We start from the raw sequence: 13979 nt of genomic DNA, 5'->3' as shown, positions 1-13979 counted from the left end.
CTGTTGACCTTACTCTTCTTCACTGAACCATACGATATTACGAGCCGCCATGATTAACGCACCGGCTTTCTCTTCGTCTAGTTCATCGATATCACTGATATCATCGGTACCTTGTTCTGCTAATTCTTCCAGGTCGGTAACACCGCGGCTGGCCAACACATAGGCCACGTGTTTACTCATACCTTCAAGATTTAATAAGGCTTCTGTAGGCTCTGCACCTTCAAGCGATTCTTCATTCGCTAGTGCACGCGTGGTTAAGAAAGCACGCGCTCTGTTGCGCAGCTCTTCAACCATTTCTTCATCTAATCCTTCAACCGCTAGAAGCTCACTTGCTGGCACGTATGCCACTTCTTCTAGCGTTGTAAAGCCTTCATCTACCAACACAGACGCAAACTCTTCGTCAATGTCCAAACCAGCAGTAAATAGATCAAGTACCTTCGCGTTTTCTTCTTCGTGCTTCTTGTTGAGGTCTTCAACCGTCATCACGTTAAGTTCCCAGCCTGTTAGCTGGCTAGCTAGGCGAACGTTTTGACCACTACGGCCAATTGCCTGTGCTAGATTGTCCGCTTCAACCGCTACGTCCATGCTGTTGCTGTCTTCGTCAACAACAATTGACGCAACCTCAGCGGGAGCCATTGCGTTGATAACGAATTGCGCTGGGTTCTCGTCCCAAAGCACGATATCAACACGTTCACCGCCAAGTTCGCCCGATACAGCTTGTACGCGTGAACCACGCATACCCACACACGCACCCACTGGGTCTAAGCGCTTGTCGTTAGTTTTAACGGCAATCTTCGCACGTGAACCTGGATCGCGAGCCGCAGATTTAATTTCTAGCGTCTCTTCTGCAATTTCAGGCACTTCCAAGCGGAATAGTTCGACTAGCATGTCTGGGTGAGTACGGCTAATAAATAGCTGTGCACCGCGTGCTTCCGGACGAATAACGTAAAGAAGACCACGTACACGGTCACCTGGACGGAAAGTTTCACGAGGAAGCATATCATCGCGGTAGATAACGCCTTCTGCGTTATTACCCAAATCAATTATGATATTGTCACGGTTTACTTTCTTAACCGTACCCGTAACCAGCTCACCCACTTTGTCTTCGTACTCAGCAATCATTTGCTGACGCTCAGCTTCACGTACTTTTTGTACGATAACTTGCTTAGCGGTTTGCGTAGTTATGCGGTCGAATTTGATAGATTCAATCTGTTCTTCCACATAATCGCCAAGTTGTATTTCTGGCTCGTCGATTTGCGCCGCAGAAAACGTAATTTCAGCAAATGGATTTTCTTGCTCTTGATCATCCGGGATAACCAACCAGCGACGGAATGTATCAAAGTCACCAGACGTTCTGTCGATACTTACACGAACTTCAATTTCGCCTTCGTTTTTCTTTTTTGTTGCACTAGCGATCGCAAACTCTAGCGCTTCAAAAATTTTCTCTCTAGGCACTTGTTTTTCATTTGAAACGGCTTCCGCCACTAACAAAATTTCTTTATTCATTTTCGCCTCTCTTATGCTTTCGTCGATGAAAGCAGAGCTGTTCCGTTAATCGAACGTGGGAACAACGTTACCTTTTTCGATATTCGCCACAGCTAACTGGAACTGCTGGCCATCCACTTCAATACTTACGATGCCGTTTTCGCACGCAAGTACTTTGCCTTTAAAATTACGTCTGTCGTCCATTGGCATAGACAAACGAACTTGAACCACTTCACCCACAGCCTCGATGTAATGCTTTTCTTTGAAAAGCGGTCTGTCCATACCTGGTGATGACACTTCAAGGTTATATTCAGTGCTAATTGGATCTTCAACATCCAAAATTGCGCTAACCTGATGACTTACATCTGCACAATCATCTACGGTAATACCGTTTTCATGATCAATAAAAACGCGAAGAATTGAATGCTTCCCCGCTCGTACAAACTCGATACCAACCAATTCAAAGCCCAGTGCTTCTACACCTGGCTCTAGCATTTCGGTTAGTTTCTCTTCAAGTTTTGCCAATGCAAACCTCCAAAAACGAAAAAAGGGCCTAAAGCCCACCTGCCATCACCCGGCTCAGCGAGGCTGACTCCAGGTTTTAATACAACAAAAAGCCCCGGACTAGCGGGGCTTTTATTAAAATTCTGAACCCATACCTGCCAATGTAGGCAGTTGCAAACTTATGGGTAAAACCACCGATAGGTGATAGCTTGCTAATGATAAGTGCGTTACTTTCCTTTAATGAGGGAGCCCGCTCTCATCACTTAATGCGCACATTATACGTATAGGCGGCGCATTAAGCAACAGCGAAAAGACTTAGCGGTTAGTCCTCATCTTTAAACTTGGCTTTTATGTCGAGTATTTTAGGCATAATTTCTATCATTAATTCGACCAGTTTTGGTTCGAAATGCTTTCCCTTCTGGCTCTCCATAAAATCGACAGTTTTTTCGATACTCCACGCGTCTTTGTAAGGCCGTTTACTGGTAAGTGCATCAAACACATCAGCAATAGCACAAATGCGTCCCTCAATAGGAATATCCTCTCCGGCAAGTCCGTTGGGGTAACCTGTTCCATCCCATTTCTCATGATGGGTCAATGAAACTGACTTTGCCACTTTGAGCAGTAAAGAATCGCCGCAATCACCGATGATCTCTGCGCCAATTTCTGGATGGTGCTTCATAGTGGCAAATTCTTCATCGGTAAGCTTACCTGGCTTAAGCATAATGCTATCAGCGATACCAATTTTGCCAATGTCGTGCATAGGTGCGGCATGCAGCAAGGTTTCTGCTTGTTTTTCTGTCATGCCATAAGCTAACGCCAATTCTTTAGCATAATGACTCATGCGCATAACATGCATGCCTGTCTCATTATCTTTGTATTCTGCTGCTCTTCCCAACCGCTGAACGACCTGTAATCGGCTATCTAAAAGCTCATCAGCCTGTACTAAACTCAAATGAGTTTTCACCCGTGCTCTCACGATTGCCGGTGATATAGGCTTAGTAATGTAATCCACGGCTCCAGCATCGAACCCCTCGGTTTCTTCATGCTCATCGTTTAACGCCGTAACAAAGATAACAGGGATGTGCTTGGTACTCGACTGCTGCTTAAGTTGACGACAGACTTCAAACCCCGTGAGCCCAGGCATCATGACATCGAGTAATATTAAGTTTGGCTGTCTAGCCTCAGTTAGCTTTAACGCTTCTTCACCATTTCTCGCGAAAACAAACTGGTAGTCCGATGCTAAAAGTTGCTTCAAAACCCGTAAATTTACGGGCTCATCATCAACCACTAATAAAGTAGGTTTTTTAACTTCAATCTCTAACATGCCGTGTCTCTGGGCTATTCTAATTCTTGTATTAATGAAGAAATGTGCTCGTGCGCCAATTCAAACTCAAAGTCATCTATATCTAAGAGAATTTGACCAATTTGCTCGTTGTGATTAGAGCACCCTATTTCTTTTAAAAATGACAGCTCCGCTTCATCCACCATATTCTGCTCTACACTATTGAGCATAGCTTTTAGGTGACTAAGGAGCAAAGCATTGTCTATACTTTCATTAATTGCGTTTTCTGCATATAAGGGCGATTCACTTAGCATCAGTTCTATCTTCTCTAGAGCGTCGCGGAGCTGATTGACTTGTTCAATATCAATAATTAATTTCAGCGCCTGCGCCTCAATCTCTTTAGTGATACGGAAGAAGGTAGTTAAACATAGGTTACCCGACGTTCCTTTTAAGCCATGAGAAAGCGACGCTACCGCTTTAAAGTCTTCTCTAATAGCTGCGTTCATCAACTCATCGACCTTTTCTCTACTTGTTGAAGTGAATTTGTCTACTTCCTGCAATACCGTCTCTACGCTTCCCCACAGACCAACCGCTTTCTTTAAATCTAAGGTAGCTTTATCGGCTTTAAACGCTGATTCTGAGTCATTTTCTATAGGCGTGTCGCCTGCGACAAAAGTATCGAGTTTGAGTACCCGCGCCACTTCTTCCATAAGTAAGCCAAAGTCCACAGGCTTGTTTGCAAACCCTTCCATGCCAGCTTGTTGCGCCGCATGCTTATCCTGCACCAAAACACTCGCAGTCAGCGCAATAATAGGCGTAGGGGGTAACTGATGTTCTCTCTCAAACTTACGTCGTTGCTTTGCGGCCTCCAACCCGTCTAGATTGGGCATTTGCAAATCCATTAAAACGACGTCAAATGAAGCCGATTCCATTTTTTCTAACGCCTGGACACCATCAGTAGCAGTATCTACCTGATGCCCTGCTCGAGAAAGGAGCAATGACAAAAGCTCTACATTTTGTTGTACATCATCAACCACTAATACATTTAATGTTGATTGTATTTGGGTTGAAGTCGATTCTAAAGTATCAGGTGTGTAGTCACTGACTTCGACCGTTTCTAGCGGCAACCTAAAAGTAAAGGTACTTCCTTTCCCTTTTTCACTGGTAACACAGATGTTCCCACCCATAAGTTCAACAAGCTGTTTAGAAATAGTAGTTCCCAGGCCAGTACCGCCATATTTCCTACTCATCGATGCGTCTGCTTGCGAGAACGGGTCGAAAACCCGCTCCACCTGTTCTTGCGTCATACCAATGCCGGTATCGGACACGCTAAAATAGACAAACTTTTCGTCGCCTCTTACGTTTACCGAGACTTCACCTTCATGAGTGAATTTAACGGCATTACCAATAAGGTTATTAAGCACTTGCCGCATGCGTTCTGGCACACCTCTGTAACCAGTTGCCACCGAAGAATCGACATTTAGGACTAGCCCAACCTTTTTACGCTTCGCTTCTAACCAAAACGTAGAAACAACCAAATCTAATTCTTCTCGAATAAGAAAGTCGCGATAATCTAAGTCAAGCTTCCCCTTATCTAACTTTGCGCTATCCAGTATGTCGTTAAGAAGGTGCAGCAGTGAACGGGCAGAACGGTTTATCGTAGTTAGATGGGATTTCTGCTCTTCACGCAAGGACTCCCCTAACATCAAGTCGCTAAAACCAATAATCGCGTTCATAGGAGTACGAATTTCGTGGCTCATATTGGCAAGGAATGCAGTACGTGCTGCAGCCGCTTGTTCAGCTTTGTCTTTCGCAGCCTTTAACTCATCTTCCATTACCCGCCTTTGGGTTATATCTGATATAAAACCGTCGACATACAGGATATTGCCATTATCGTCTTTTACGTGAGTACCATGCTCTGTTACCCACTTTACTTCCCCTGATTTAGCTATAATGCGATATTCATAAGAAAATACATCTTGTTCAGTATTGATTTTAGAGAGTCGTTCAACGTCATCAGGATGGTAAAGGTCTATAAACGAACGTTTCGGCTCTGGTAAAACAAAGTCGCTCGCCGGATAACCGGTCACCTCTAACACAGCATCACTTAGAAAAACCATAGGCCAGCCTGGCATATTTAAGCATCGATAAGCCATACCTGGTATGTTAGATATTAAGCTTCTAAACTTGGCTTCACTTTCGCGTAGCGCATCTTCCATTTCTCTTCGTTTTCGAAGGTCTGAAGCAAAAAAAACAAATACAGGCTTACCTTCTATTTTGGTGTAGCCAACGCCTAGACGAGCCGGAATTCGTTCCCCGCCCTTACGGATTATATCAACTTCCCTTCCGGCACCGATAATTTGTTCAGTTGGCACAACGCGTTGGCTAAAAAAGTCATCGTTATATACATGCCGTCTTTCAGGCGGAACCATCTCAATGGCTTTCATTCCTACAATTTCTTGCTGGGTATAACCATAAATTTGCTCTACAGCAGGGTTCGCTGTTTTAACAATTCCTTTATCATCTACGGTCAGGATGGCATCGACAGCAGTATCAGTGATGGCGCTTTGAATTCGTTCACTTTCTATTGCGCGCAACATTACATCGCGATATTTAAATAAAAGGCTAATCCCCAATACCATCGTAATAAGCACCAGTGTTACGATAGCAATAGAAATAGCTAGATAGACGGCGATATTTGACGACTGGCCGGACGTTTCCATACCCGGTGGTAAAACAAATCTTGCCGCAGCCATACCAGTATAGTGCATACCCGCAATAGCCAACCCCATAACAGTGCTTGCGAGCACAGCGTGCTTACCCAATAACTTTCTACTTTTGGTTGCGGCAGTAATCCCAAACTTAATCCATAGCGACAGCATAGCTAAACAAACAGCAACTACGATAGAAAGTGCAAATACACCAAGGTCATAGCGAAGAAGCGGCGCCATCTCCATTGCAGCCATACCACTATAATGCATGGTGCCTATGCCAGCTCCCATCAATACGCCACCTAAAATTACTTCAGCAACGCTTATACGGGTTTTGATCAAAAGATGCAGCGCTACCCAAGCTGCAGCTACGCCCGGAATTGCCGAAAGTGCAGTTATCAAGGGGTCGTAATCGATAGGTAAACACAAGTCAAAGGCGGTCATGCCTAAAAAATGCATTGACCAAATACCGCCCCCTAGGGCTATGCTACCTGTACTAAGTAAAATATTGCGTCTTAGCTTGTCATCAGTGACGGCTGCTTGCCCTGCAACGTTAAACGCCATGAATGAAGCAAAAATAGCGACTAATAAAGACAGGACAACAAGGGGAAAATGATAAGCGCCTTCAATTAACGCGGCGTGTTCATCAAACGTAAAAAAGCGAGCAATCATGGCGCGGCCAAACTACCTATAAGTTTAATTATTCAATGGTGGCATGACTTTAACTTAGCATACATAGGCTATGTTGTGCGGAAATTATTTCTTAGAAACTACCTTAATTACCGCCAGTTAAATCGAGAGAATGTTTACGGACTGCACAATCAGAAAAGAAAAAAACCCAGCAAAAGCTGGGTTCTAAAAGTGGTTGCGGGAGCAGGATTTGAACCTACGACCTTCGGGTTATGAGCCCGACGAGCTACCAGACTGCTCCATCCCGCGACTGTACGGTACATATTGCTTGCGCAATATTATTTAGTTCTGGTTTTACAAATTGGTTGCGGGAGCAGGATTTGAACCTACGACCTTCGGGTTATGAGCCCGACGAGCTACCAGACTGCTCCATCCCGCGATTGTACGGTAAAGCCTGCATTTGCAGTGCTTTGAAATTCTGGTTATTTTCTGTGGTTGCGGGAGCAGGATTTGAACCTACGACCTTCGGGTTATGAGCCCGACGAGCTACCAGACTGCTCCATCCCGCGCCAGAAAATTAACGTTGTAACCGCTGCGTTTTGTGCCTCGCTTCAACGTGGGGCGTATTATACATAGAGACTTAATCAACACAAGTGCCAAGTCGAGAAATATTTCATTTTTCTGACTGTTAGCGGTTTAATTAACCAAGATGTGCAAAGTTAATACAAATTGCGGCCGAAACACGCCCATTTTAGCCAGCCAACTACCCTAACTATCTAAATTTTTCCATTTTTTCAGCGAGTGAAAAATCGAGTTCCGTTAGCCCATCAGCATCATGAGTAGTCAATGTCACTTCTACTTTGTTATATACGTTAAACCATTCAGGATGATGTTTTAGTTTTTCCGCCCAAATCGCGATTTGCGACATCCATCCAAATGCACGGATAAAACTTTTAAACTTAAACGTCTTTTTAATGCTATCTCCACTTTGTTCCCAAGGTGTGTCATCTAATACTAGCTCGTTTAACGCATCTAACTTTGCGGTGATTTCTTTATCTGACAGCTTAGTCGCCATTCTTCTCTCCTTCGCTTCACGTAGTTCATAGGTAAACTATGCGGTAAGTACGCAATAATGTAATCAATCGGTTTATAAATGGAAAACGCTGTAGACGAAAAAGGAAGTGTGCAGTGGAGACTATGGTTTACAAAAAAGCCTGCCTTTAACTATTAATGATAAAGGCAGGCTTTTCGCTTTGTTATATGATTAACTAAAACTCAATTGCTAAGCGAGCATAAATTTGACGCCCTCTTGGATCATGAACCTTAGAATCAAAACCGCTGTTGGTAAATAATTGAGGCGGCTCTTCATCGAACAGGTTAATGGCACCTAAGGTTAGTACATAACTTTGCTCGGTATCGTACAAACCACCCAAATCAATATTGTATTGAGCATCAACCGTTAGGTGGCTATCAACTTCATAAAAGCCATTTGAGCAACCACCCACGTTTGCTGTGCCGTCTGCACAGTTTTGATCGTCATCATAAGACGAAATATAACGTAGAAAGATATTGGCAGCATGAATATCGCTCTGCCACGCTAAACCTAAATTAGCGCGCAATTCAGGAGATGACACACCAATGTTATTAAAATTACGACGTCCGGCGCCATCAATGTTACCAGCCTGAGGATCCATCAAATCGTATTTGGTAATGTAAGTTGCATTCAATGTGGGCGTAAAGTTACCAAAATCCGTTTCAATTTTATAACTGGTAACAAAATCGAGACCTGACGTTTCTAGCGAACTTGCATTAACGTAGGTGTTATTTACTTGGAGGACTGGCCCTGTTAGCGGGTCACCCGCGCGAACAACTCGATCCGTATTGGTCGGATCTTCATTTAGCACGGCTTGCGCATTTTCTTGAATGATCAGGTCTTCAAACTCAAAGTTCCAATAGTCAACTTCAACAGAAAAATCTCTGAATGGCTCGTAAGAGAAGCCGATATTGTAAGCTGTCGACTCTTCTGGTTTTAAATCTTCATTACCTGATGTTCTAACTGCCACGAAAGCAGTTGCACCTTGCACAGGGTCTATAAGCTGTTGCAAAGAGGTAGCTCCCCCCTGCGCTAGGAAAACTGTTGGCGCTCTAAACGACGTGGATATTGAACCGCGTAATGAAAACTCATCAGTGGCGCGCCATGATATAGCCAGTTTAGGGTCAACTGTGCTGCCAATAGAGCCGCCGTAATCTTCATAACGCACTGCTAATTGCACATCTAATTCATCATTAATGGGCAATGCAAGTTCACCAAAGGCTGCCCATACATCTTGACTACCGTCAATATCGGGGTTGCCGATTACAAAGGTAAAGCTGTCTTGATTAGCCAAGTCATCGTAGTCTTGGCTAAGCTGATTTTCGCGGTATTGGACGCCAAGGGCTAGTGCTGCAAAGCCGCCCCCCATTTCAAACACATCAAACGAGGTAAACGCTTCGAACACTTCCAGATCTGCTTTTGAATCTATAACCTCTGTTCCCGTAAATGAACTCACAACATAATCAGAATTCGGTGCAGTCGTATACGAGCTCGCAAACGGATTGAAGAATTCACAGTCACCCACGCCCGGCGAGCCAGCGATTGGGTCACAATTTGAGCCACCAAGTCCGTATAGCGCGAGTTGGAACTCCGTATTAAGCACGTCGGGTACTCTAAATACAAAATCGTTCACTGCACGGGTGTAGCTGACTTCCCAGAAGCCAGTATCTGTTACGCCCTGCAAGCTAGTACTGAAGCGCAAGGTATCTGATTCTGTATTGGCTGAATCACCTGGAAAACCATTACCTTCAGCACGACCAAAAAATGCCACTGGCTGACCAAATGGGTTTTGCGGATGATAGTCTGGAACAATAGGTGAAGTCAGAATGGGGAAACTTGGTGCGCCGCCGCGCTCGGCACGGTTTCTCGCGGTACTAAATTCAGCAGTCCACGTAATGTCGTTACCAAATTCATAGTCTGCGCGAACGTAAGCATTGGTTCTACTTTCATCCGCTACATAAGAATAAAACTTACCAAAGTCAAAACCACAAAAACCGACCTCTAAGCCTGGAATAGTGCCGCTAGGGGCAAGCAGGTTTGGCGCACCTCCAAATTCTTCACATCCATAAGGGTCAATAATAGGTAGAGGGCCTGCACCAGGAATATTTAAAAAGAAAGAGCCTGGATTACCCAATGCACTCGTGTCATCTTGTGGGCGGCTTAAACGTCTATCACTTAAAAATAGTGGCGAACGGTTTGTATAACTAATAGCCGCTAATACGCTTCCATTATCACCTGTAGCACCCCATAAACCTTGCAAAATATATTCTTTGTTGTCACCGTGTGCACCGTCTTGATAGTCCACAGTCACCATTGCGCCGTCATAGTTGCGTTTAGTGATAAAGTTAACCACGCCTGCAACGGCATCTGAACCATACAAAGCAGATGCACCGTCCTTAACTACTTCCATTCTGTCGATGGCAATCATAGGTACAAGTGAGCTTGTGTCTACAAAGTTTAGCCCCTCATTAGTAGGCTGAGCGGTAACGACTTGGCGTTTATTGTTAAGGAGCACTAATGTTGATGCTACACCTAAACCGCGAAGGTTGATATTAGAGGTACCTGCGGTGGCATTTTGCGTGAAAGCGTCAGGGTTGTTTTCTGCACCTGTATTGATGGTTAGGGTCTGTGTAATATCGGCGATGTTTTTGGCGCCAATGGCGTCTATTGCAACACTGTCAACAACAGCTAGCGGTGATGGAGATTCAAAGTTTTCGCTTCTGCGAACAAAACTTCCGGTAACAAGGATGAGTTCTACGTCTTTCTTAGCTTCTTGCTCGGATTCAACGTCAGATTCTTGGGCTGATGCGATATAGGGAGAGCAAAATAACGCAGTACCGACCATTGCGGCTACTGCTGTCTTACGCGTTTTAAATTTCATAGTGTGATTCCAAATCTGGGCTTATCACTACCGGCACTACTACCCACACTTTCCGCTAGCAACAGGCTGTTCGATTTCGTGTTTGTTATTGTTAGAGGCCAACAGAATATTGACCTACATCACTGATACTATGCCCGAATTTTATTTTTGTAAATTTATTGTGAATAATATGTTTACATTAATTTTACACATGGTCAGACCAGATATACTTAAGGCTAACGAGCAAAAATCACGTGACAGCGAGGGTAAAAATAGAGTGAGAAGAACTTGCCCAAACTGCGTAATTTATTCACTAACGCATCTTTAAAGGTAACCCAGAAACCAAATTAATTTCATTTGTATCAATTAGTTACTTAATTACTGTATTCGGAACAGTTTTTGAAACGTCTCGAGAAATTATTCAAGACGGTAATGGAGCCAATGGAGTTTCCTGAGATAGATGAAGTATATAAGCTTTTAAGTGAAAAACTTGAAAGCTGGATGGAAGGTGCAATCACCTTGCTACCAAACATTGTTGTTGCCTTTGTCATCGCTATTGTTTTTGGTCTTATCGCCAAAATGGTAGGGAATGTTGCAGGCAAACTGATGCGACGCACTTTCGAGTCTCGGCAGATAGCCGGTCTTCTCACATCTATTATCAAAGCCCTAGTTATTGTCGCTGGTATATTTATCGCACTAGATTTTGTCGGCCTTAAAGGCACAGTTACATCACTTCTTGCAGGTGCAGGTATTGTTGGCCTCGCTATCGGTTTTGCTTTCCAAGATATGACTGAAAATTTCATAGCTGGCATAGCGATGGGTATCAGAAAACCTTTTGAAATAGGCGATGTTATAGAAGCGGAAGGGGTTTTTGGTAATGTAAAAGAAATAAACCTTCGAAATACTCTTGTTGAGACCTTCTATGGCCAACTTGAAGTTATCCCTAACAAGATTTTATTCCGCAATATACTGACAAATTACTCTAGCTTGGGATATCGAAGAATAGAAGTCCCTTTCGGAATTTCTTATGCCGACGATATCGAAACAGCCGCCAACGTTATAACTGATGCAATGAACGATAAAGACTACGTGATCAAAAAAGATGAAACTGCTGTTTACGCGGAATCATTTGGCGACTCGAGTATTAATTTATTGCTGTGGTTTTGGATCCGTTATCCCGGAGATCCAGGGTTTATGGTAGTGCGTCATGACGCTATCAATACGGTAAAAACCGTGCTTGAAGACAACGATATCCTGATCCCATTCCCTATCAGAACATTAGATTTTAATGCAAAAGGTGGTGATAAGCTTAACACCATGCTTAAGCAGCGCGATGAGAAAAGTTCATCTGATAATAATTCATCGTCACAAACAAACGGTGACGAAAAAGCGGCAGACAATTCAAGTCATGCCGATGATGAGTAAAACCTAAGGAGAAACAAAATGGAAATGTTAAATTCAACTACACGTAAACATACGTTTTTAGCACTGATTTTCGCAGCGAGTATCGGAAGCTTAGGCGGTTGCGCGACTATCGAAGGCGCTGGTGAAGATATTCAAAGTGCAGGCGAAGCTGTTGAAGAAGGTGCACAAGAGGCGTCAAATTAAGCCGATTATCGTGCTACCTTGTAAGGTCAGATAAGGCAGTTCCTTATCTGACCTTTTTTGATTACTAACCGTTAATTAACTGAGCGTAAGATATATAACACCCTATCCCTTCGAATTTAAGCGTTAGTATCTCCGGTCTCATCACCATGGCTTAGTTACTTTTGCGGTTTCATGACCGCTAACATTAAAAAGCTTCCGACGAGTGCAGGGTTACCGCTCGACTTCAATACACAGCTAGCCTCTACCTTATAAAGCTTACCTTGAGGCTTATCGCTTACATCAACAAGTTTAAATTGGTATTTTAACCCGTCATTGCATTTGACTGGTTCAAGGAATCGAAGTTTATCTATGCCATAGTTTATCATTGAGGCAATTTTATCGCTTGGAGCGAGTACCTCACCAAAAGCTTTGGGCATAAGACTGGCACTTAAAAAACCGTGCGCAATGGTTGTTTTAAATGGGCTCTCTTTTTCGCAGCGATCTGTGTCTAGATGAATCCATTGATGATCCCCTGTGGCATCGGCAAATTGATTAATCATGTCTTGAGTTACAGTTAAAAAATCAGCTTGTTCAAGCACATCCCCAACCGATAAATCTAAAAGTGTCTTCATATCTAAGTCCAATCTCCATTTATTAACGATGAAACTACTATTATTCAGTTGAATGTTTCAATTAACTTTTAATAATAGGTATTTATAAATATTCTTGTTACACTAACGTAAATTATTCGTAGACGCTATGTAGCAACAGTCTCTATAGTTGCTCGCTTTTCGCTGTGAAAACAACAGCGGTTCTTCATTTGTTGGCTTTTTAATAGGGTAGTCGCCCGTAAAGGACTAGTTATGAATCTCAATAGAATTGATTTAAACCTGTTTGCCGTATTCGACGCTATTTATACGGCGGGAAGTTTAACCAAGGCTGCTGATGTCTTGTGTATCACCCAACCAGCGGTTAGTAACTCGTTAGCCAGATTAAGAGAAATGTTGAACGATCCACTTTTCGTGCGCACAGGTCACAGTATGACGCCGACACCCGTAGCACAGAACATTATTGTGCCAGCCCGGCAGGCGCTTGCATTGTTACGCAAGAGCGTTCAGGAAAGCCACACGTTCGACCCATTGACCGCCGAGAAGTCTTTTAACTTCGCCAGCCGAGACTTGTTAGAGGCCAGTATCATGCCTCGCCTAGTGTCTCGTTTACAGAATTTAGCGCCTAATATCGCCTTAACTAATTATGAGATCCCTCGAAGCCAAGTAGTATCGGCGATGGCGGCAGGTACGCTAGATTTCTTCGCCGATGCATCTACATTCACTGACCCCCATCTGTGTAAAGAGAAGATAGCGCAAGACCGATTTGTGGTACTTGCCCGCAAAAACCACCCTGCTCTTAAAAACGGTTTGGATTTAGATACATTCTTGCGTTTGGGGCATATCAACGTATCTCAGCGCAAATCTGGTGCGGGTCCAATAGATATTGCACTCGACAAAATGGGCAAACGAAGAAAAGAGGTTATGCGTGGGCAGCACTTTTTAACCGTGCCGAGCACCATAGTAAAAACGGATTTAATCGCCTGCTTACCGTTTCATTTGGCAAAGCACTATGATTTAGCTATTTACGAACTTCCTTTTGACCTGCCACCGGTAGAATACTACTTGTATTGGCACGTCAGTGCAGACCACGACTATGCACATATGTGGATGCGTGAGCAAATTATGGAAGTGGCAAGTAACTTCAAGCAACACTAGCTTCAAGCATTTGTGCTAAATCATAAAAAAACCCTATTTATATAGGGCTTTCTCTTAAGCT

The 13979-nt window shown here is 43.6% G+C and carries 10 protein-coding genes and 3 tRNA genes; 3 read left to right on the top strand and 10 right to left on the bottom strand.

The features are described 5' to 3' along the window. Window positions 1-9: 9 nt before the first annotated feature. The 9 genes from nusA to ACYX4W_RS11755 all read right to left on the bottom strand — a co-directional run bounded on the left by nusA (window position 10) and on the right by ACYX4W_RS11755 (window position 10586). Window positions 10-1506, bottom strand: a complete 1497-nt coding sequence (nusA, locus tag ACYX4W_RS11795) for a transcription termination factor NusA (protein ID WP_474807202.1) — start codon at window positions 1504-1506, stop codon at window positions 10-12. 45 nt (window positions 1507-1551) lie between these two features. Next, window positions 1552-2010, bottom strand: coding sequence for a ribosome maturation factor RimP (rimP, locus tag ACYX4W_RS11790; protein ID WP_118495172.1), 459 nt, complete (start codon window positions 2008-2010; stop codon window positions 1552-1554). A 301-nt stretch (window positions 2011-2311) separates the two neighbouring features. Then, window positions 2312-3313 carry a response regulator gene (locus ACYX4W_RS11785; protein WP_476073319.1) on the bottom strand — a complete coding sequence of 334 codons (1002 nt, stop codon included), beginning with the start codon at window positions 3311-3313 and terminating at the stop codon, window positions 2312-2314. Between the two features lie 14 nt (window positions 3314-3327). Further along, complete coding sequence (locus ACYX4W_RS11780; RefSeq protein WP_476073318.1) at window positions 3328-6654, bottom strand: MHYT domain-containing protein; 3327 nt, start codon at window positions 6652-6654, stop codon at window positions 3328-3330. Window positions 6655-6844: 190 nt separating this feature from the next. Further along, window positions 6845-6921, bottom strand: a tRNA-Met gene (locus tag ACYX4W_RS11775). Between the two features lie 53 nt (window positions 6922-6974). Continuing rightward, window positions 6975-7051: transfer RNA gene (locus ACYX4W_RS11770), tRNA-Met, on the bottom strand. A gap of 53 nt (window positions 7052-7104) precedes the next feature. Next, window positions 7105-7181, bottom strand: a tRNA-Met gene (locus tag ACYX4W_RS11765). A 203-nt stretch (window positions 7182-7384) separates the two neighbouring features. Next, on the bottom strand, window positions 7385-7687 hold the full coding sequence (locus ACYX4W_RS11760; RefSeq protein ID WP_476073317.1) for a 4a-hydroxytetrahydrobiopterin dehydratase: 303 nt from the start codon (window positions 7685-7687) through the stop codon (window positions 7385-7387). Between the two features lie 193 nt (window positions 7688-7880). Beyond that, window positions 7881-10586, bottom strand: coding sequence for a TonB-dependent receptor (locus tag ACYX4W_RS11755; protein WP_476073316.1), 2706 nt, complete (start codon window positions 10584-10586; stop codon window positions 7881-7883). Window positions 10587-11006: 420 nt separating this feature from the next. Between ACYX4W_RS11755 and ACYX4W_RS11750 the strand changes: the two genes are divergently transcribed. Both ACYX4W_RS11750 and ACYX4W_RS11745 read left to right on the top strand, forming a co-directional pair. Further along, window positions 11007-11990, top strand: coding sequence for a mechanosensitive ion channel family protein (locus ACYX4W_RS11750; protein WP_476075468.1), 984 nt, complete (start codon window positions 11007-11009; stop codon window positions 11988-11990). Between the two features lie 18 nt (window positions 11991-12008). Continuing rightward, complete coding sequence (locus ACYX4W_RS11745) at window positions 12009-12173, top strand: entericidin A/B family lipoprotein (protein WP_081765829.1); 165 nt, start codon at window positions 12009-12011, stop codon at window positions 12171-12173. A gap of 155 nt (window positions 12174-12328) precedes the next feature. On the opposite strand, the gene ACYX4W_RS11740 is transcribed toward ACYX4W_RS11745, so the two are convergent. Continuing rightward, a complete protein-coding gene (locus tag ACYX4W_RS11740; RefSeq protein WP_476073315.1) occupies window positions 12329-12784 on the bottom strand; it encodes a MaoC family dehydratase in 456 nt (151 codons plus the stop codon). A 231-nt stretch (window positions 12785-13015) separates the two neighbouring features. Between ACYX4W_RS11740 and ACYX4W_RS11735 the strand changes: the two genes are divergently transcribed. Further along, complete coding sequence (locus tag ACYX4W_RS11735; protein WP_474807214.1) at window positions 13016-13918, top strand: LysR family transcriptional regulator; 903 nt, start codon at window positions 13016-13018, stop codon at window positions 13916-13918. Window positions 13919-13979: the final 61 nt, after the last annotated feature.

It is taken from the genome of Alteromonas sp. ABH4_454 (genome assembly GCF_056311775.1).
This window is presented reverse-complemented; position numbering and strand designations above follow the sequence as displayed.

Excerpts from the sequence above, each read along its gene's own strand:
- ACYX4W_RS11735 (WP_474807214.1), top strand. The coding sequence starts at position 13,016 with ATGAATCTCAATAGAATTGATTTAAACCTGTTTGCCGTATTCGACGCT.
- ACYX4W_RS11760 (WP_476073317.1), bottom strand. The coding sequence starts at position 7,687 with ATGGCGACTAAGCTGTCAGATAAAGAAATCACCGCAAAGTTAGATGCG.
- ACYX4W_RS11750 (WP_476075468.1), top strand. The coding sequence starts at position 11,007 with ATGGAGTTTCCTGAGATAGATGAAGTATATAAGCTTTTAAGTGAAAAA.
- ACYX4W_RS11785 (WP_476073319.1), bottom strand. The coding sequence starts at position 3,313 with ATGTTAGAGATTGAAGTTAAAAAACCTACTTTATTAGTGGTTGATGAT.
- ACYX4W_RS11755 (WP_476073316.1), bottom strand. The coding sequence starts at position 10,586 with ATGAAATTTAAAACGCGTAAGACAGCAGTAGCCGCAATGGTCGGTACT.
- nusA (WP_474807202.1), bottom strand. The coding sequence starts at position 1,506 with ATGAATAAAGAAATTTTGTTAGTGGCGGAAGCCGTTTCAAATGAAAAA.
- ACYX4W_RS11745 (WP_081765829.1), top strand. The coding sequence starts at position 12,009 with ATGGAAATGTTAAATTCAACTACACGTAAACATACGTTTTTAGCACTG.
- ACYX4W_RS11740 (WP_476073315.1), bottom strand. The coding sequence starts at position 12,784 with ATGAAGACACTTTTAGATTTATCGGTTGGGGATGTGCTTGAACAAGCT.
- ACYX4W_RS11780 (WP_476073318.1), bottom strand. The coding sequence starts at position 6,654 with ATGATTGCTCGCTTTTTTACGTTTGATGAACACGCCGCGTTAATTGAA.